Source organism: Actinoplanes auranticolor (genome assembly GCF_018332655.1).
In the GTDB taxonomy this organism is placed as follows: Bacteria; Actinomycetota; Actinomycetes; order Mycobacteriales; family Micromonosporaceae; genus Actinoplanes; species Actinoplanes auranticolor.
The window spans coordinates 129,303-148,244 of record NZ_BOQL01000006.1; the positions used below are offsets into that span (position 1 = coordinate 129,303).

The 18,942-nt window shown below is 73.6% G+C and carries 11 protein-coding genes; 8 read left to right on the top strand and 3 right to left on the bottom strand.

The genetic code is table 11. The annotated features are described in order from the left end of the window. The first annotated feature begins 5 nt into the window (after positions 1-5). The 7 genes from Aau02nite_RS03590 (at position 6) to Aau02nite_RS03620 (ending at position 10,436) form a co-directional block, all read left to right on the top strand. The gene (locus Aau02nite_RS03590; protein WP_212986852.1) at positions 6-1,445 is read left to right on the top strand and encodes an RICIN domain-containing protein; all 1,440 of its coding nucleotides are present in this window, start codon (positions 6-8) and stop codon (positions 1,443-1,445) included. A 94-nt stretch (positions 1,446-1,539) separates the two neighbouring features. Continuing rightward, the gene (locus Aau02nite_RS03595; RefSeq protein WP_212986853.1) at positions 1,540-3,504 is read left to right on the top strand and encodes a PAS domain-containing sensor histidine kinase; all 1,965 of its coding nucleotides are present in this window, start codon (positions 1,540-1,542) and stop codon (positions 3,502-3,504) included. After that, positions 3,501-4,694: a response regulator gene (locus tag Aau02nite_RS03600; RefSeq protein ID WP_212986854.1), complete on the top strand. Its 1,194-nt coding sequence runs from the start codon at positions 3,501-3,503 to the stop codon at positions 4,692-4,694. Before Aau02nite_RS03595 ends, Aau02nite_RS03600 begins: the two co-directional genes overlap by 4 nt. A gap of 18 nt (positions 4,695-4,712) precedes the next feature. After that, complete coding sequence (locus Aau02nite_RS03605; protein ID WP_212986855.1) at positions 4,713-5,096, top strand: response regulator transcription factor; 384 nt, start codon at positions 4,713-4,715, stop codon at positions 5,094-5,096. 114 nt (positions 5,097-5,210) lie between these two features. Continuing rightward, a complete protein-coding gene (locus Aau02nite_RS03610; RefSeq protein ID WP_212986856.1) occupies positions 5,211-6,926 on the top strand; it encodes a S8 family peptidase in 1,716 nt (571 codons plus the stop codon). Continuing rightward, a complete protein-coding gene (locus Aau02nite_RS03615; RefSeq protein ID WP_212986857.1) occupies positions 6,923-9,190 on the top strand; it encodes a sensor histidine kinase in 2,268 nt (755 codons plus the stop codon). The genes Aau02nite_RS03610 and Aau02nite_RS03615 overlap by 4 nt, the downstream gene beginning before the upstream one ends. Before the next feature lie 49 nt (positions 9,191-9,239). After that, positions 9,240-10,436, top strand: coding sequence for an HD domain-containing phosphohydrolase (locus Aau02nite_RS03620; protein WP_212986858.1), 1,197 nt, complete (start codon positions 9,240-9,242; stop codon positions 10,434-10,436). On the opposite strand, the gene Aau02nite_RS03625 is transcribed toward Aau02nite_RS03620, so the two are convergent. The 3 genes from Aau02nite_RS03625 to Aau02nite_RS47250 form a co-directional block, all read right to left on the bottom strand. Then, positions 10,396-11,616: a response regulator gene (locus Aau02nite_RS03625; protein WP_212986859.1), complete on the bottom strand. Its 1,221-nt coding sequence runs from the start codon at positions 11,614-11,616 to the stop codon at positions 10,396-10,398. The two genes, Aau02nite_RS03620 and Aau02nite_RS03625, sit on opposite strands and share 41 nt — an antisense overlap. Then, a complete protein-coding gene (locus tag Aau02nite_RS03630; protein WP_212986860.1) occupies positions 11,613-13,781 on the bottom strand; it encodes an ATP-binding protein in 2,169 nt (722 codons plus the stop codon). Before Aau02nite_RS03630 ends, Aau02nite_RS03625 begins: the two co-directional genes overlap by 4 nt. A 131-nt stretch (positions 13,782-13,912) precedes the next feature. Next, positions 13,913-17,293 carry an ATP-binding protein gene (locus tag Aau02nite_RS47250; protein ID WP_212986861.1) on the bottom strand — a complete coding sequence of 1,127 codons (3,381 nt, stop codon included), beginning with the start codon at positions 17,291-17,293 and terminating at the stop codon, positions 13,913-13,915. Positions 17,294-17,362: 69 nt separating this feature from the next. Here Aau02nite_RS47250 and Aau02nite_RS03640 point away from each other — a divergent pair, with 69 nt between their 5' ends. Next, positions 17,363-18,934: an AMP-binding protein gene (locus tag Aau02nite_RS03640; protein WP_212986862.1), complete on the top strand. Its 1,572-nt coding sequence runs from the start codon at positions 17,363-17,365 to the stop codon at positions 18,932-18,934. Positions 18,935-18,942: the final 8 nt, after the last annotated feature.

The following is an 18,942-nucleotide window of genomic DNA, read 5'->3' on the forward strand; positions in this document are numbered from 1 at the left end:
CCGTCATGCCGTTCGGACGCTGGGCGCGGGCCCTCCTCGTCGTTCTCGCCGGGACCGCCACGGTCCTCGCCCTCACCGGCGTGCCGGTGCTCGCGGCGCCGGTGACGATCACCAACGCCACCCAGTTCACCGACACCTCCGGGGCCGTGGTGCACGCGCACGGCGGCGGGGTGCTCAAGGTCGGCGCCTACTACTACTGGTTCGGCGAGAACCGCAACGCCGACAACACCTTCCGGTACGTCTCGGCGTACCGGTCGACGGACCTGAAGACCTGGGAGTTCCGCAACCACGTGCTCACCCGGTCGTCGGCCGCCGAGCTGGCCAGTGCCAACATCGAACGGCCCAAGGTGATGTACAACGCGGGCACCCGGCAGTTCGTCATGTGGATGCACAAGGAGACCGCGACGGACTACGCCCAGGCGCGGGCCGCGGTCGCCGTGTCCAGCACTGTGGACGGCGCCTACACCTACCGGGGCAGCTTCCGGCCGCTGGGCACCCACATGTCGCGGGACATCACCACGTTCGTCGACGACGACGGCACCGGCTACATGGTGTCCTCGGCCAACGAGAACCGCGACCTCAACGTCTACCGGCTGACCGGCGACTACACCGGCGTCGCGGCGCTGGTCCGCAGCTGGCCCGGTGACGTGCGGGAGGCGCCGGCGCTGTTCAAGCGCAACGGCGTGTACTTCATGCTCACCTCCGGGGCCACCGGCTGGAACCCCAACCAGCAGAAGTACTCGTCGGCCACCAGCATCACCGGCCCGTGGAGCGCCTGGGCCGACGCGGGTGACGCGACGGCGTACGGCTCGCAGACCGCGTACGTCCTGCCGGTCGCGGGCACCTCCGGGACCGCGTACCTGTACCTGGGCGACCGCTGGGGCAACTCGCTGGGCGGCACGGTGAACGACTCCCGCTACGTCTGGGCGCCGCTGCGCTTCCCGAGCGCCACCACCCTGGCCATGGACTACTTCCCGTCGCTGGTCATCGACACGGCCGCCGGCACGGTGAGCGGGCCGCCGGGCTCCTGGATCACCGTGGTCGCCCGGCACTCCGGCAAGTGCGTCGACGTGGTCGGGGGCTCGGCCGCCGACCTAGCCGAGGCGATCCAGTACACCTGCGGCACCGGCCTGAACCAGCAGTGGAACCGCCGCGACCTGGGCAACGGCTACGTGCAGCTGGCGGCCCGGCACAGCGGCAAGTGTCTCGACGTGGCCGACGCGTCGACCGCCGACAACGCCCGGGTCGTGCAGTACACCTGCGGAACCGGCACCCATCAGCAGTGGCAGGTGCAGGACGCCGGCGGCGGCTACTTCCGGCTCGTGGCCCGGCACAGCGGCCGGTGCCTGGACGTCATCAGCGGCGGCACCGCCGACGGGGTACGGCTCATCCAGTACGCCTGCGGAACGGGCACCAACCAGCAGTGGCACAGCCGGGTCGCCTGAGATCGCGGCGGGCGTGGCGCTCAGATCGGGACGGGTGCGGCCGATGGGCAGCAAGGAGGGTGCACATCGCCCCGGTCGCTGAGAAGGGCAAAACGTGTCTGGACGTCGAGCGCCACAGGTGGCCCCGGCCGGTTCGCTGCCGCCCGGGATCGACGCCACCGTGCTGGCCGCGGCGCTGCCGCACACCGTGTGGGTGCTCGCCGGGGCGGGCGAGATCGAGTACGCCAACCGCGGCCCCGGGAGCCCGGGTGAGCCGTGGAGCTTCCTGGTGCATCCGGAGGACCTCGCGGCCGTGGAGTCAGCCGCCCGGGTGGCCGGGGCCGGGCCGTACGAGCTGGAGTGCCGGCTCAAGCGGGTGGACGGCTCGTTCGGCCGGCACGGCGTGCGGTTCACCCCCGTGGACGCCCGGCCCGGCTGGTGGATCGCGACGGGCACGGACGTCGAGGAGCGGGCGGCGCTGCGGGACGAGCTGGCCGGCGCCCGGCGCCGTGTCACGGAGACCCTCTCCTTGCTGGAGACCCTGGAGGCGGCCGCGCCGGCCGGTTTCGGCTTCGTGGACAGCGACTCCCGGCTGATCCGCGTCAACGAGACGCTGGCCGCCATGGGCAGCGTGGCGCGCGGCGAGCAGCTCGGGCGGCCGGTCGACGAGGTGCTGCCGGGCGTGTGGCCGCAGATCGCGGCGAACTACCACCGGGCGTGGCAGACGGAGACGGCGATCGTCGGCACGGTGGTCACGGCCCCGTCCCAGGGTGAGGCCGAGGGTCCCCGGTCGTGGCTCGCCGGCTGTTACCCGGTACGGGTCGAGGACCGGATGATGGGCGTCGGGCTGGTGCTGGTCGACGTCACGGAACGGGAGCAGGCCCAGGCGTTCCGCTCGGTGATCATGGACGACATGGCCGAGGGGCTCTACACGGTCGACGGCGACGGCAAGCTGACCTCGATGAACCGGGCCGCCTCGGAGATGCTCGGCTGGGCCGAGAAGGACCTGCTCGGCCTGTCCGTGCACGACACGGTGCACGCGGTGCCGTGGAACGGGACGCCGCAGCCGGAGAGCGAGTGCCCGCTGCGCCGCATCCGCACGGCCGGTCAGTCCGCGCAGACGGTCGACGAGACCTTCGTGCGCCGCGACGGCACCACGTTCGGTGTCGCGTGTTCGGTCGCGCCGCTGGAGACCGGCGGCGGGCTGCCGGGCGCGGTGGTCACCTTCCGGGACATGACCGAGGTCCGGCGCGCGGAGCTGGAGGCGCGGCACGACCAGAAGCTGGAGTCGCTGGGCCGGCTCTCCGCCGGGCTGGCCCACGAGATCAACACGCCGATCCAGTTCGTCGGGGACAACACCCGGTTCCTGGCCGACGCGTACCAGGACATGCTGGATCTGCTGCTGGTGTACCGGGAGTGCATGACGCCCGCACTGGGGGAGCTGCAGTGGAGCGAGCGCACCGAGCGCGCCCAGCGGGCCGAGGCCAAGGCCGACGTGGAGTACCTCGCCACCGAGATCCCGGCCGCGGTCAGCCAGAGCCTCGAGGGCGTCGAGCGGGTGGCCTCCCTGGTCCGGGCGATGAAGTCGTTCAGCTACAAGGACTCCACCGAGCAGTCGTACGCCGACCTCAACGAGGCCCTGCGGACCACCCTCACGGTGGCCCGCAACGAGGTCAAGTACGTCGCCGACGTCGTGCTGGACCTCGGTGAGCTGCCCGACGTGCTGTGCCACCTGGGCGATCTCAACCAGGTCTTCCTCAACCTGCTGGTCAACGCGGCCGACGCGCTCAAGGACAAGGCCGAGCGGGGGGAGATCCGGATCACCTCCCGGGTGGAGGGCCCGACGGCGGTGATCAGCTTCGCCGACAACGGCACCGGCATCCCGGCCGACATCCAGCAGTCGATCTTCGAGCCGTTCTTCACCACCAAGGAGGTCGGCAAGGGTACGGGGCAGGGGCTGGCGCTGGCGCGCGCGGTGCTGGAGAAGCACGGCGGCAGCATCGAGGTGCGTTCCGTGGTCGGCGAGGGGACCGAGTTCACCCTGCGCCTGCCCGTCGCGGGCCGGCCGGAGACCGCATGAGCAAGGCACGCGCCCTGTTCGTCGACGACGAACCGCGCATCCTCGACGGGCTCCGCCGCTCGCTGCGGGGCAAGCGTGGCGAGTGGGAGATGGCCTTCGTGTCCGACGGCGCCGAGGCCCTCGAGCTGCTCGCTCAGCAGCCGTACGACGTCGTGGTCTCGGACATGCGGATGCCCGGGATGGACGGCGCCGAGCTGCTGACCAACGTCAGCCGCCGGCATCCCGAGGTGGCCCGGGTGGTGCTGTCCGGGCACATCGAGCCGGAGGCGGCGATCCAGGTGGCCGTGGCCGGGCACCGCTTCCTCACCAAGCCGTCCGACGCCGACACCCTCATCGCCGTGATCGAGCAGCTGCTGATCAGGACGTCCGCCGCCCACCAGAGCGAGGCGCGGCGGATCGCCGGCGGGGTCCGGGCCATCCCGACGTTGCCCGAGCACACCGACGGGATCATCGGCCTGCTCGCCCCGGACGCCAACCTGTCGTACGCGGTGCAGATGGCCATGCACGACGTCGGGCTGACCGCCAAGCTGCTGCAGCTGTCGAACTCACGCTTCTTCGGCTCGCGCCCGCGCAATTCCTCGGTCGAGTCGATCGTCAACGCGATGGGGGTGCCGATGGTGCAGGCGGTGGCCGGCGCGGGACACGTGCTGCGCCCGACCTCCGCCTGGGATCCGGTGATCGAGGATCATCTGCGCACCGCCTGGCGGCACGCGGTGGCCACCGCCTGCCTGGTGGACTTCGTGGCCTCGCCGGCGAACCGGCCGCACGCGCAGGCCGCGGCACTGCTGCAGGACGTCGGGCGGCTGGTCTGCCTGGCGGCGGTGGGGGACAAGGAGGGGTCCGGGGTCGACCTGGGCGCGGAGACCCGCGACGGGGTCCCGTTCCGCGACGTCGGCGTGGAGCTGCTGCACCTGTGGGGGCTGCCGCCGCCGATCGTCACCGCGGTCGCCCAGCGTGACGCGGAGCAGTCACCGGACCTCTCCGGGCTGGGCGTGGCCGCGGCGGTGCGGACGGCCCATCTGCTGATCCAGGGCACCGAGTCCGCGTGCCCGGCCGCCGGCCGGCATGAGGAGGAGCTGGCTCAGCTGCTCTCCCACCCCCAGTTGAAGGCCCAGGCGGTGGACTGGCGCCGCGCCGCCGACGAGGCGTCGCGCCAGGCCGGGTTGTGGCACAGCAACGGCAGACACTGAGGCGGGAAGAAGGAACCCATGGCACGCATCCTGGTGGTCGACGACGACCCGGCGATCCGCCAACTGCTCACCGACGTTCTGGAGATGGACGGGTACGAGGTGAGCGTTGCCGTGGACGGGCTCGCCGCCGTCCGCGCGGTGGAGGCAGCCGCTCCGGACTTCGTGATCCTGGACGTGATGATGCCGGGCCTGGACGGCTTCGGGGTGCTCAGCACCATCCGGGACCAGCCCGGCGAGCCGGTGCCGGTGCTCATGCTGACCGCGGCGGCCGAGTCCGACGCCAATGCCCGGGCCTGGGCCTGCGGCGTCGACTACTACCTGGCCAAGCCGTTCACAGCGGACGCGGTGCTCGACGTGATCGACGGCGTGCTGGCCGGGCAGGTGAACGCTACCGATTCCTGAGAAGTCTTGCTCAAGATGACGCCGCGGTGGCCGATGTTCCAGCCACGGACGGAGGCGGCCCTAGCTGCTGACGGCGTCATATAGTTACCTAGAGTGAGAAGGAGATCGCAGGCCGTGAAAATCACCAGCCTGGCGGTATTAGTCGGCGCCGCCGCCGCGAACCGCCGCCGCGTCGCGGCCATCGTTGCCACCGCCCTCGCCGTTGTCAGTCTTCCGGCGCCGTCCGCCGCGCGGGCCACCCCGGCGCCATGGCACGACGTCGTCGTCACCGGTACGGATGCCGAGGGCGCGGCCCGCGCGGTCCGGGCGGCCGGTGGCCGGGTCGTGACCCTGCTGCCCGTCGTCCGCGGCGTCGCGGCGCAACTGCCGCCGGGCCGCACCCTGGACCCGGCGTGGTCGGTGGCACCCCAACGGGAGATCACCGTCGCCGACGCGCAGACACCGGACCAGACCACGGGTACCGCGACCGTACGCCAGATGGTCGGCCTGCCGGCGGACGGTGACGAGGGCCGCGGCGTCACGGTGGCCGTGGTGGACACGGGCATCGCCGACGTTCCCGACCTCGCCGGGCAGCTGGCCGGCCGGGTCGACCTGACCGGCACCGGCGCCGGTGACGGCTACGGCCACGGCACGTTCATGGCCGGCCTGATCGCCGCCACGGGCGAGGCGTCGGACGGCCGGTACCGCGGGGTGGCGCCGGGCGCGAAGCTCATCGACGTCAAGGTGGCCGACGCGGACGGGCGTACCGACCTCACCACCGTGCTGCGGGGCCTGCAGTGGGTCAGTGACCACCGCCGCGACGTGCAGGTGGTCAACCTGTCGCTCTCCTCGAACAGCCCGCTGCCGTACCAGATCGACCCGCTGACCCAGGCCCTCGAGTCGCTGTGGCACCAGGGCGTCACGGTCGTCGTGCCGTCGGGCAACGACGGGCCGGACACCGGCTCGGTGACCTCGCCCGGCAACGACCCGCTGCTGCTCACCACCGGTGGGCTGGACGCCGCCGGCACGGCCGGTCGCGCCGACGACGTGGTCGGCGCCTGGTCCGGCCGGGGACCGACCTGGCAGGGCGACGCCAAGCCGGACCTGGTGGCGGCCGGTGGCCACGTGGTGAGCCTGCGCTCGCCGGGCAGCGTGGTCGACCGGGGCAGCCCGCAGGCCCGCGTCGGTGACGGTTACTTCCGCGGCTCCGGTACGTCGATGGCCGCCGCGGTCACCTCCGGGGTCGTCGCGGACACGCTGGCCGTGCAGCCCAAGCTGCGGCCCGACGCGATCAAGAACCTGCTCGTGAGCACCGCCTACTCGAGTGCCGGGCTGAGCCGCGCGTCCGGTGGCGGCGCCGGCGGCCTGGACGCCGCCCGGGTGCTCGCCGCCGCGCCCCGCTGGAACGCGGGCAAGGCGCAGCAGCAGTACGACGCCGACACCGCCACGGTCGGGCGCGACGCCAAGCGCTGGGCCGACTTCTCCAAGGCGCTGGTCGACGGAAACCGGCAGGCCGCCGACAAGGCGTGGAAGAAGCTGACTCCGGCCTCCCGCGACTGGGCGGCCCGCGCCTGGGCGCAGCTGGACCCGGCCGCGCGGGCCTGGGCGGCGCGGGCCTGGGCCGGCTCGGACTTCACGGCCCGGGCCTGGGCCGACGCCGAATGGGTGGCGCGGGCCTGGGCGGCCCGGGCCTGGGCCGCGCGGGCCTGGGCGTCCGACGACTGGGCCGCGCGGGCCTGGGCTGGTGAGGAGTGGGCCGCCCGCGCCTGGGCCGCCGACGACTGGGCCGCGCGGGCCTGGGCGGCGGACCGCTGGAGTGCTCGGGCGTGGGCCTGGATGCCCAACCCGTGAGTTCAGCGCAGGTCGACGCCGACCGTCCGGGGATGCCCCGGGCGGTCGGCGCCCTGCGCGCTCAACTGCGTGATCCGATCCAGCGCCGGGTCGTGGGGGTCGTCCTGGTGGGCGCCGCCCTGGCCGGCATCGTCGCGTTCGGCCTCGCCGGGCACGGCAGTGTGCTGCACGGGCTCGGGGTGCCGACCGCGGCGCTGCTGCCCGGGCTGACCGTGCTCAGCTGCCTCGCCGAGATGACCGTGGTGCGGCTGCGGCACGGCGAGGCCGTCGAGGAGCTCAGCCTCTACGAGGCGGCGCTCATCATCGACGTGCTGCTCCTGCCGCCCCGCGACGCCCTCATCGCCGCCGCGGCCGGACTGGTGCTGGCCAGTGCGCTGCAACGGCGACCGGTGGTCAAGGCCGTCTTCAACCTCGGCACGTACACCGCTGCCACCGCCGTACTGATCCTGATCGTGCACCTGCTCGGTGGCTCACCCGGCGAGCTGACGGCGGGCGTCCTGGTCGGCGTGGTGGTGGGCACTCTGGCCTTCACCGGCGTGAACCTGCTCTGCCTGGCGCAGATCCTGGGCGTGATCAACAAGGTCTCGCCGTGGCGGATCGTGCGCTCGGAGGCGCGGCTGTCGGCGTACATGGCGGTCGGCACGATGGTGACCGGGCTGACCACCACCGAGATCGCGTTGCACTCGCCGTTGCTGCTGCCGTTCATGGCGATGCCCGCTCTCGCCGTCACCTACGCGTACCGGGCGGCGGCGCGGGAGGCCGACGAGCACGCCCGGTCCAAGTGCCTGCTCCAGCTGTCCCACGCGCTGGCCGAACGCGAGGACGTGGTGCGCCAGTTCCTGGTCCTGGTGCGGGAGGCGTTCGGCGCCGACCTGGCCGTCGTGGTGCTGGAGAACGATGACGCGGCCCTGTCGGTGGAGGGCACGGATCCCACCTCGTTGCGGCACGGGCCGATACCGCGGCACCTCGCCGCCCTCGGCCGGATCGACGGCCCGGTGCATCTGGCCGAGGGTCTGCCCGGCGGTCTGCGCCGCATGGTGGTCGTGCCGGTGCAGGGCGGCGGGCGCCGTTTCGGTACGGCCGCCTTCGCCACCCGCGACCGCAGCCGCGGCTGGATGACCACCGGTGACGTCACCCTGCTGGCCTCCCTGGCCAGCGCGCTGGCCGTGGCCATGCGTGGCGCTGAGCACCTGGACCGGCTGGTCGACGAGACCAGCAAGCTGCAGGCGGTCGTGGAGCAGTCCGCCGAGGGCATCATGGTGATCGACGGCGACGGCACGGTCCAGGTGTGGAGCCGGGCGCTGGCCGACATCACCGGCGTCGACGCCGCCGAGGCGACCGGCCGGCCGCTCGCCGAGGTGCTGGACGTGCCGGTCGAGGAGGAACGCCGGCTGCTCATGCCGGTCTCGGTGGAGCAGCCGAAGACCGTGGCGGAGCTGACCGCCCGCCGCCGCGACGGCGACCAGCGCCGCCTGCGGCTCGCGCACTCGGCCGTCTTCACCGCCGGGCTGCTGGTCCGCGACGTGGTGGTGATCAGTGACCTGACCCGCGAGTACCGCACCGAGCGGCTCAAGTCCGACTTCATCGCCATGGTCTCCCACGAGCTGCGCACGCCCCTGACGCCGATCATCGGTTACGTCGATCTGCTGCGGTCGCGCGGCGAGCGGATGACCCCGCAGAAGCGCCTGGACGCGCTGAATCTCATCGGCGACCGCGCCGGGCACCTGTCGCGCCTGGTGGAGGACCTGCTGCTGGCCTCGCGGTTCGGCGACAACCCGGACGACGTCTCGCTGCAGGTGTCGGAGGGGACCCACGACCTGGACGCGCTGGCCACCCAGGCGGCCCGCGACCTGGGCTCCCAGCGCGTCGTGCTGGACCTGCCGCCGGGCCCGGTGCCCGCGCACTGCGACGACGGCCGGGCGCTGCAGGTGCTCGCCAACCTGATCGGCAACGGCCTCAAGTACTCCGCCGAGGACACCGAGGTGACGGTGGGTATGCGGCTGGACGGGACCCGGGTGCACGTCGACGTCCGCGACCGTGGCCGCGGCATCCCCGCCGACCAGCTGGCCAAGGTGTTCGACAAGTTCCACCGGGTCGAGGACCCGATGACGATGAGTACCAGCGGCACGGGCCTGGGCCTGTTCATCGCCCGCCGGCTGGCCCGGGCGATGGGCGGGGACGTCACGGTGGTCTCCACCCTCAACAGCGGCTCGGTGTTCACCCTCTCGCTGAACCGCGCGAACGCCGAACCGCCCGCCCGGTAGTGCCCTAATCGATATATTGGGGTAATTCGGACGAACGCGAGGAGCTCGCATGACGACGCCGGTCGAACGACCCCGGATCCTGCTGGTCGACGACGAGCCGAACCTCCTCGACGGCCTCCGCCGGCAGCTGCGCCGCGACTTCACGGTCGAGACGGCCGTCGGCGCCGCGAACGGCCTGTTCGCCCTGAAGCCGGACGACCCGTTCGCGGTGATCGTGTCCGACTTCCTGATGCCGGGCATCAACGGGGCCGAGTTCCTGGCCGCGGCGGCCAAGGCGGCCCCGACCAGCACCCGCATGCTGCTCACCGGGCACACCAGCCTGGCCGACGCGGCGATCACCGTGAACCAGGGCCGGGTCTTCCGGATGCTGCTCAAGCCGGTCGACACCGACACCATGACCGCCGCCCTGCGTGACTGCGTGACCCAGCACAAGCTCGTCGTGTCCGAACGCGAGCTGCTGGAACGCACCCTGCAGGGCAGCGTCAAGGCGCTGTCCGACGTGCTGTCGCTGGCCAGCCCGGCCGCGTTCGGCCGCGCCGCCCGGATGCGCCGGGTCGCCTCCGCGATCCTCGACCGCGTGGAGGTCGAGGACCGGTGGGCCGCCGAGCTGGCCGTCGAGATGGCGCAGCTGGGCATCGTCGCGCTGCCGCCCACCGTGGCCGCCAAACTGGACACCGGCGCTGAGCTGGCCCTCGCGGAGCAGCAGATGGTGGACGAGCTGCCGGCCGTCGCCGAACAGCTCATCTCGCCCATTCCCCGGATGGCCCCGGTGGCCGATTGCATCCACTACTCCCGCAAGGGGTTCGACGGATCGGGCACGCCGGCGGACGGTGTCACCGGCGACCGGATCCCGTTCGGCGGCCGGCTGCTGCGGCTGGTCCAGGACCACGACGCGCTGCTGCTGCAGGGGATGTCACCGACGGTCGCGCTGGCGACCCTGCGGACCCGGTCGCGCCTCTACGATCCCGCCCTGCTGGAGGCCTTCTCGTCCACCGCCGCGGCGGCCGCCGAGACCATCCGCGGGGTGATGCTGGCCGACCTGCAGGCCGGCATGGTGCTGGCCGCCGCGGTCCGCAACCGGTCGGACGTCCTGCTGGTCAACGCCGGTCAGGAGGTCACCGTCGGTCTCATCACCCGGCTGCGCAACTTCGCCGCCCTCGAGGACGGCGTCGCCGAGCCGCTGATGGTCCTGGACGAATCCGGGGTCAGCGCCGCTGCCGAGCCTGCTCCCGTCGCCATCGGGTGATCACCTCGAGGTCCCGGCCGGCGAGCTGATCATCGTCCAGCGGGGTCGGGCCGAGCGGTCCGCACACCGGTCCCAGCTCCGCCTCGACCACCACGTGGGCCAGCGCCACGGCGGTGGACGCGTCGGAGACCGCGCCCGGCGGCACCGTCACGGCATGGCCGGCGACCGCCTCGATCACCGGATCCGGCAGTCCCCAGAAACGCAGCAGGTCGGCCCCGGCGTCGATGTGCGAGAAGCCGATGACCGACGACTCGGTCACGCACAGGAAGGCGGCGTCGGCCGGGTCCGCGGCGCGCCAGGACTCCAGGGACTCGGCGAACTCCCGCGGACGCATGGAGGCGAGCACCAGCTGCCCGACCTCGTGCAGCAGGCCCGCGGTGAAGGCGTTGCTCTCCCAGTCGGTGCCGTCGGCGAACATCCGGCACAGCCGCGATGTCTCCACCGAGTGCAGCGTCAGCGCCTCCAGCCACTCCACCGGCAGCCCGCCGCTGACGTCGAACGTGCGGATCAGGTCGTGCATCAGCACCAGGCCGCGCACCGTCGGCACGCCCAGCAGCGCCGTCGCCTGGCCCACGTCGCTGATCTTGCGGCCCACCGTGTACGCCGACGAGTTGACCAGCTGAAGCACCTTGGCGGTGGCGGCGGGATCCCGCTCGATGACGGTGCCGATGGAGTACGCCGACGCCTCGTCGGAATCCAGGGCCTCGATGAGCTCGACGAGGGTGTGCGGCGGGCTCGGCAGCGACTGCACGTCGGCCCGGTCCGGCCGTGCGCCCGTACCGGTGGGGGCCCGCACGTCGATCAGCCGTTCCACCGTGGCCACCAGCTGCTCGGGTGAGCTCGGCTTGGTCAGGAACTCGTGGGCCAGCACCATGATGCTGAGCAGGTTGTCCTCGTTGGTCTGCCCGGACAGGATCACCCGGGCCGTGCCGGGATACTCCAGGCGTACGCGTTCCAGCAGCTGCGCGCCGTTCATCCCGGGCATCCGGTAGTCGGAGACGATCACGTCGCACGGCCGGTCCCGCAGCGCGGCCAGGGCGGCCTCGCCCCCCTCGGCGAAGGACATGTCCCAGCGGTCCCGGTGGGTGCGCAGCATCCGGCGCAGGCCGCCGAGGATCCGGGGCTCGTCGTCGACGAACAGGATGTGCGGTCGCGGGGCCACCGCGTTGACCTCGGTCATCGCGAGGCCTCCGCGAGCTGGCCGGCCGGCTGCGGCTCGTCGAGGCCGGCGACCGGCAGCCGTACGGTGAAGACCGTGCCGGCCCCGACCGCGCTGGTGAAGTCGATCGTCCCGCCGTGCCGGTCGGCCACCAGGGTACGGACCAGCGCGAGTCCCTGGCCCGTGCCGGTGCCCACCTCCTTGGTGGTGAAGAACGGGTCGAACAGCTTGTCCGCGATCTCCGGAGGCACCCCCGTGCCGGTGTCGGCGACCTCGATGACCGCGTACCCGTCGTCCAGCCTGGTGCTGATCCGGATCGTGCCGCGGCCGCGGTCGGCCGCGCCGATCGCGTGGGCGGCGTTGACCACCAGGTTCAGCACGACCTGGTTGATGTCGCCCAGGTGGCAGTGCACCAGCGGCAGGTCCCCGAGGTCGGTCTCGACGTCGGCGGTGTACTTGATCTCGTTGTTGGCCACCACGATGGTGTTCCTGATCGCCTCGTTGAGGTCGGCCCGGCTCTTCTCCTCGGTGCCGGGGTGGCCGAAGGCCTTCATCGCGCGCACGATGTGGGCCACCCGGTTGATGCCCTCCAGCGTCTGCGAGATGGCCACCGGCACCTCCTCCATCACGAACTCGATGTCGACCTCGGTCGCCACCGCGTCCAGTTCGCGCAGCGCGGTCTCGATGTCACCCTGGGCCTGCGCGGTCGCCACCAGCTCCCGGTACGCCCCGAGCAGCCGGTCCAGGTCGGTGAAGGCGGTGTCCAGGAAACGCACGTTGTCCCCGACGAACTGGATCGGCGTGTTGATCTCGTGGGCGATGCCGGCGGCGAGCCGGCCGACCGACTCCAGCTTCTGCGCGTGCCGCAGCTCCAGCTCGAGGCGGTGCCGCTCGGAGACGTCGCGGGCGGTGAAGACGATGCTGCGGGAGCCGTCGTGCTCGCTCACGTACTCGATCAGGGCCTCCACGTCGGTCCAGTCGGCGCTGGCCCGGCCGCGGATCCGGCAGGGCGTGGCCGCCGGCCGTTCGAACGACGACGCGACGTCCCGCAGGGCGGCCACGTCGCTCTCGTGCACCAGGGACCAGATGTCGCTGCCCACGAGCTCCTCGCCCGGGCAGGCGAGCATCATCTCCGCCGCCGGGTTCACGAAGCGGATCTGGCCCGCCTCGCCGGCCAGGATGAGCGCGTCGGCGGAGTGCTCCACCACGATGCTCAGCCGCGACCGGCTCAGCAGCTGGTCGAGGGTGAGTGCCGCCTCGTCCGCCAGGGTCGTCATCGAGGCCGACAGGTCGTCGGTCGGCCGCCGGTCGAGCGCCAGCACCAGCATGCCGAAGACGTCGCCGTGCGCGGCCATCGGTGCCAGCATGACCACCGCGTGCGGGGGGAGCCGGAGGACCTCGGTGACCTCGGCGGCGGCCTCGTCGCAGACCATCGCGTAGCCGCCCGGCCGCAGCGCCGCCCGGGTCTGCGCGGGCAGCATCGCCAGCTCGGTGACCCAGCCGGCGGCCTCGCTGCCCACGTGCCCGGCGGCGGCGATGACGTGCAGCCTCGGGCCGGTGACCGTGAAGATGAGCGCGGCGCTCGCGGCCCGGTCCATGCTGAGCGCGGCGCCCAGGGTCACGTCCATCGCCTCGCCGCGGGTGGTGGAGGCGACCAGCCCGCCCCCGGCCGACGCCAGGGTGCCCTCCCGGTCGGCCGACCGGTCCCGGGCGCTGCTGCCGCGGGCCAGGACGTGGTTGACGCCGAGCGAGATCAGCGCGGTGCAGAACAGCGGGATCGCGACGCCGGCCGGGATGTCGAACTGCACGACGCCGATGCTCATGATCGCGCAGATCACCAGGACCGCGAGGATCTTCTCCCGCAGGCGGCCGTAGAGCGACCGGAAGTTGACCCAGACGATGCACAGGCCGACGGTGATGCCGAAGTTTGAGCCCGCGGCCACCAGGCAGACGCAGGCGCCCTCGAAGATCCAGCTCCAGGCGGGGAAGCGTTGCCGGCGGTACCCGGCGTAGAGCCACCCCACGACGACCAGCGCGCCCACCACAGCCGGGACGGCCAGCGCGGACCGGTGACCGCTGAGACCCCACAGGCCGAACAGCGGCCAGACCAGCAGAATGCCCAGGAACAGGGTGCGGATCTGGCCGAGCATGGTGTCCGTGCTGCGGAGCCAGCGTCGTGCCCACAACGCCCCACCTGCCATGGCCGTCCCTCCAGCCAGCCGGAAACCACCAGTTACCGGACCGATGGTCTATATCGGTTCATGCTCTCAGAAACCATGGCGTCGTCGCCGGGTAAGCCGGAATGCTGCCACGCAGGTCAGAGCGTCGAGCGGCCGCCGGTGGCCCGATCACCCGCGGTGGCCGCGGCCAGGTGGGCGGTCCGGTCGAGGCCCAGCGCCGACCGCTCTCCCGCGGGCAGGTGACGACCGAGCTCTTCGTGGGCGCGGGCCAGCTCGTACGGCATCCGCAGCTCCTCGGCCAGCCGCGCCGCCCGCGCCCAGGCCCGCAGCGCGCGGCCGGGGTGGCCGTTCAGCCGGGCCAGCCGGCCGGCGCAGAGCAGGGCCCGCGGCCGGGCCATCGGGAACCGGGCGGCGTAGCGGCGCAACCGGCGGACGGCGACCGCTGCGGTCGCGCGCAGCTCGGCGGGGGCGGGCTCCGGGCCGGGGTCGAGCAGGGCCAGGCACACCTCGGCGGTGCCGGCGTGCGCCTCCAGTGCGTACTGCTCGAGGGACGGCTGCGGGCCGACCAGCTGGTCCGCCGTGCGTATCGAGCGCCAGGCGCCGGTCCGGTCGCCGGCGGCGAGGGCCGCCCGGGCCCGGGCCACGTGCAGCCGGCCGGTGTCGACGCCGGGCGCCTCCGGCAGCAGCCGCTCGGCCCGCGCCAGCCATCCGGGCAGGGCCGGATCCGCCGGGTCGGTGCGCAGGGCGGTCTCGATGAGGACGAGCAGCCCCCACTTCTCCACGACCGGGTCCCGGCGGTCCCGGCCGCCGGCCATCGCCTCGGCGCCCAGGGCGGCCGACTGCTCGTAGCGGGCCGCCATGTAGTGCGCGACCCCGGCGATCAATAGGGCCTCGTCGCTCCACCGGTGCATCGGGGTACGCCGGCCCAGCTCCCGCACCCGGCCGGTGACCGTCTCGACCGCCGCCCAGTCGCCGGCCCCGAGCCAGTACAGGCCGCCCACGATGCCGACCCAGGAGATGGTCACCGGATCGGCGGTCCGCTCGACGGCCGCGGTGACCGCGTCCAGCTGACGCCGGGCCGTCCCGTGCCGGCCCAGCGTGCCCAGCACCATGCCCAGCCCGGCCCGGCAGCGCACGGCCAGGTCGAGATCACCGGCGCCCTCGGCGTCGTCGAGGGCCCGCAGCGAGGTCGGCAGGACCATCTCGCGCGCCTGCAGCACCCAGTAGACCTCGATGATGGTGAAGCCGGCCGCGGCCCGCTCGTGTGCGATCTCCCGCAGGTCGTCGCGGCGTTGCGGGCGACGGCCACCCGCGAATCGGCGCAGCGCCTGCCCGGCCAGCACCCGCAGCCGGCCGGCGGCCGACACCGGGACCGGCCGGCCGAGCAGGCTCAGCGCCTGCTCCAGGTGGTGCCGGGCCGCGTGCTCGGCGCCGAGCTGCTGGTGGGCCTCGCCGAGCAGGCGCTGCCAGCGGGCCCGGTGCAACGGGGTGATGTCGTCGCGCCGGAGTGCCGTACCGAAGCAGGTCCGGGCCTCGCGGAACGCCCCCGTCCGCCGGTGCAGCTGCCAGAGCTGCCGCAGGTGCTCGTCCAGGGTGACCGGATCGGCGTGGGCGAGCAGCCAGTCCGTGGCCGCGCGCAGGTTCTCCGCGTCGGCCGCCGCCTCGGCCGGTGCGGGCACCAGGGCGGCGAAATGCCCGGCGTGGCGGCGCCGCGTCCGGGACTCCTCCGCCGGATCGGCGGCGAGCAGCTCGGCCGCGTACTGCCGGAGCAGCTCGTGCATGCTGTAGCGACCGTCCGGGCCCACCGTGACCAGGGAGTGGTCGACCAGGGCGGTGAGCAGCGGCAGGTCGGCGTCCGCGACCGCGGCGGCCGCCGCCAGGTCGAAGCCGCCGCGCAGCACCGACAGCCGGCGCAGCACGCCGCGCTCCTCGTCGGTGAGCAGCTCGCAGGACCAGTCGATGACCGTGCGCAGGCTCCGGTGCCGGGGCTCGACGTCGGCGGACGTGGTCCGCAACAGGTCCGGGCCGGCCGCCAGCCGGTCGGCGATGGCCTGCGGCCCGGCGCCGCGCACCCACCGGGCGGCCAGCTCGATGGCCAGCGGGACGCCGGCCACCAGCCGGCACAGCCGCGCCACGTCCTCGTCGCCGGAGCCGGTCGCATAGCCGGGCCGCAGCAGCCGGGCCCGTTCGTCGAACAGCTGCACCGCCTCGTACTCGGCGGCGCGGGCCCCCGCTCCCGGAGGCGGGCACGGCAGGCCGGCCACCTCGACCAGCCATTCCGCTCCGAGGGCGAGCCGGCGGCGGGAGGTGGCCAGGATCTGCGTCGCGGGCGAGCGGCGCAGCAGCTCGGCGATCGTCGCCGCGGCGCCGGTCAGGTGCTCGAGGTTGTCGAGCACGAGCAGCATGTCCCGCTCGGCCAGGTGCTCGGCCAGCACCTCCAGCGGGTCGCGGGGCACCGTGCCGGCCAGCCCCAGGGCCCGGGCCAGTCCACCCACGACGACGTCGGCGGTGTCGTCCGTGCCCACGAAGGACACGAACACCGTGCCGTCCCGGTGGCGCTCGCGCCGGGCGGCCGCGGTCTCCACCGCCAGCCGGGTCTTGCCGATGCCGCCCGGGCCGACCAGGGTGACCAGCCGGCACGCCGGGTCGTCGAGCAGCTCGTGCAGCCGGTTCAGCTCGGCGGTGCGCCCGATCAGCGTCGTCAGCGGGCGCGGCAGCTCCGGCACCGGCGCGGGCGCGGGCCCGGGCAGCTCGGTGAAGCCGGCCGCCGCGGCGATCTCGTCGCGCAGGGCCGAGGTGGTCGGCGAGGGGGCCACCCCCAGCTCGTCGCGCAGCAGATAGCGGCAGGTCTCGTACTGGGCCAGGGCGGCGCTGCGCCGGCCGGCGGCGGCCAGGAACCACATCAGCGCGCGGTGCGCCTCCTCGGTGAGCTGGTCCAGCTCCAGCATGCGCCGGGCGACCTCGATGCCGGTGGCGGTGTCGCGCTGGTCGCGGGCACACCGCAGTGCGCGGTCCAGCACCGCCAGCATGTCGGCCCGGGCGGCGGCGCGGCGCCCGGTCAGCCACTCGTCGAAGACCGGGGCGCCGGGCACGGTGAAACCGTCGAGGAACTCGCCCCGGCAGAGCCGGACCGCGGCCGGCAGGCCGGCGTCATCGTGCTCCGCGGTGGCCGCCCGGGCGACCTCGGCGGCGTCCACCCAGACCGGCTCGCCGGGATCCAGGGCCACCGTCTGCCGGGTCGCCACCAGGTGCCCGGGCAGGACCCGGCGCAGCTTGGTCAGCACCAGCCGCAGATTGGCCCGCGCGGTCGGCTCGGGCAGCTCGCTCCAGAGCAGCCCGGCGAGCGCGGAGCGGGAGTGCGGAGCGCCGGTCACCGCGAGGTAGAAGACCAGGGCCGCCGCCTTGACGGACGCCAGCTCCGCGAGTGGACGTCCACCCACGGTCAGCTCGGCCGCGCCGAGCACCCGGACCCGCAGCTCCTCGTGCGCCATCCCCACCGCCGTCGTCAGCAGGCACATTACCGCGAACCACGCCGCGCCAACGGTCGGGAAACGGACCGCACACGATCGCTTCCTACGGTCCGGGTCATGACTCTTTCCAGCTCGATCCGCAGTGTCCTGCCCGATGGGGAGACCGGCGGCAGCACCGTGCCCGCGTTGGTCCTGCGCCACGCCGCCCGGCTCGGCGACAAGCCCGCCCTGATCGACGGGGCCGACGGCCGGACGCTGACCTATCGCGACCTCGCCGACGGTGTCGACCGGGTGGCGGCCGGACTGGTCGCCCGGGGCTTCGCACCCGGCGACGTGCTCGCCGTCCATCTGCCCAACGTGCCCGAGTACGCCGTGATCGCGTACGGGACGATGGCCGCCGGTGGAGTGGTCTCCGGCGCCAGCCCGGCCCTCACCGTCGGGGAACTGACCGCCCACCTGTCCGCCGCGGGAGCCCGGCTGCTCGTCACGGCACCGGCGCTGGCCGGGCAGGCGGTCGCCGCGGCGGCCGCAGCCGGGGTCGAGGAGGTGTTCGTCCTCGGTACGGCCCCCGGTGCCACCCCGTTCAGCGAGCTGGCCGGCCACCCGTACCCGCCGGTGCGGGTGCCGATCGACCCGGACCGCGACCTGGCCGCCCTGCCGTTCTCCAGCGGCACCTCCGGCCTGCCCAAACCAGTGGAGCTGACGCACTCCGCGGTGGCCACCAACGTCCGGCAGGGCCAGATGGCCCTGAGCATCGAGGAGGGGGACGTGGTGGTCGCCGTGGCGCCGTTCTTCCACGCGCTCGGGCTCAACCTGGTGCTGCCGGGCAGCCTGGCCGCCGGGGCCACCGTCGTCACCCTGGCCCGGTTCGACCTGGAGGCCTTCCTGCGGGTGATCCAGCAGCACCGGGCGACGCTGACCATCGTGGTGCCGCCGATCGTGCTCGCGCTGGCGTACCACCCGCTGGTCGACAGCTTCGACCTCTCCTCGTTGCGGGCGGTCGGCGTCGGTGCGGCACCGCTGGGCGCCGACCCGGAACAGCGGTGCGCGGAGCGCCTCGGCTGCGCCGTCGCGCAGGGCTTCGGCATGACCGAGGCGACGGCCTTCGTCTCCGGTGGTCCGCTCGACGCGCCCCGCCGGGGCTCGGCCGGCCGGCTGGTGCCGGGCACCGAGGCGCGCATCGTGGACCCGGACAGCCACGCGGACCTGGCCGCCGGCCGCACCGGCGAGCTGTGGGTGCGCGGCCCGCAGCTGATGCGCGGCTACCGCGGTGACCCGGCGGCGACCGCCCGGACCATCGACGCGGACGGCTGGCTGCACACCGGCGACCTCTGCTACTTCGACCAGGACGGCTACCTGTACGTGGTCGACCGGCTCAAGGAACTCATCAAGTACAAGGGCTACCAGGTGGCGCCGGCCGAGCTGGAGCACCTGCTGCTGACCCACCCGGCCGTCGCCGACGCGGCCGTGGTGGCGCGGCCGGACCCGGACGCGGGCGAGGTGCCGGTCGCGCACGTGGTGCTGCGCAGTCCCGCGACCGCGGACGAGCTGCTGGCCTACGTGGCCGAGCGGGTCGCCCCGTACAAGCGGCTGCGCGCGGTCCGGCTCACCGAGTCGGTGCCGCGCTCACCGGCCGGCAAACTGCTGCGCCGCGTGCTGGTCGAGGCCGAGCGGTCCGGCCGGCTGTGACGATCTTG

Excerpts from the sequence above, each read along its gene's own strand:
- Aau02nite_RS03590 (WP_212986852.1), top strand. The coding sequence starts at position 6 with ATGCCGTTCGGACGCTGGGCGCGGGCCCTCCTCGTCGTTCTCGCCGGG.
- Aau02nite_RS03600 (WP_212986854.1), top strand. The coding sequence starts at position 3,501 with ATGAGCAAGGCACGCGCCCTGTTCGTCGACGACGAACCGCGCATCCTC.
- Aau02nite_RS03605 (WP_212986855.1), top strand. The coding sequence starts at position 4,713 with ATGGCACGCATCCTGGTGGTCGACGACGACCCGGCGATCCGCCAACTG.
- Aau02nite_RS03620 (WP_212986858.1), top strand. The coding sequence starts at position 9,240 with ATGACGACGCCGGTCGAACGACCCCGGATCCTGCTGGTCGACGACGAG.
- Aau02nite_RS03625 (WP_212986859.1), bottom strand. The coding sequence starts at position 11,616 with ATGACCGAGGTCAACGCGGTGGCCCCGCGACCGCACATCCTGTTCGTC.
- Aau02nite_RS47250 (WP_212986861.1), bottom strand. The coding sequence starts at position 17,293 with ATGTGCCTGCTGACGACGGCGGTGGGGATGGCGCACGAGGAGCTGCGG.
- Aau02nite_RS03640 (WP_212986862.1), top strand. The coding sequence starts at position 17,363 with ATGACTCTTTCCAGCTCGATCCGCAGTGTCCTGCCCGATGGGGAGACC.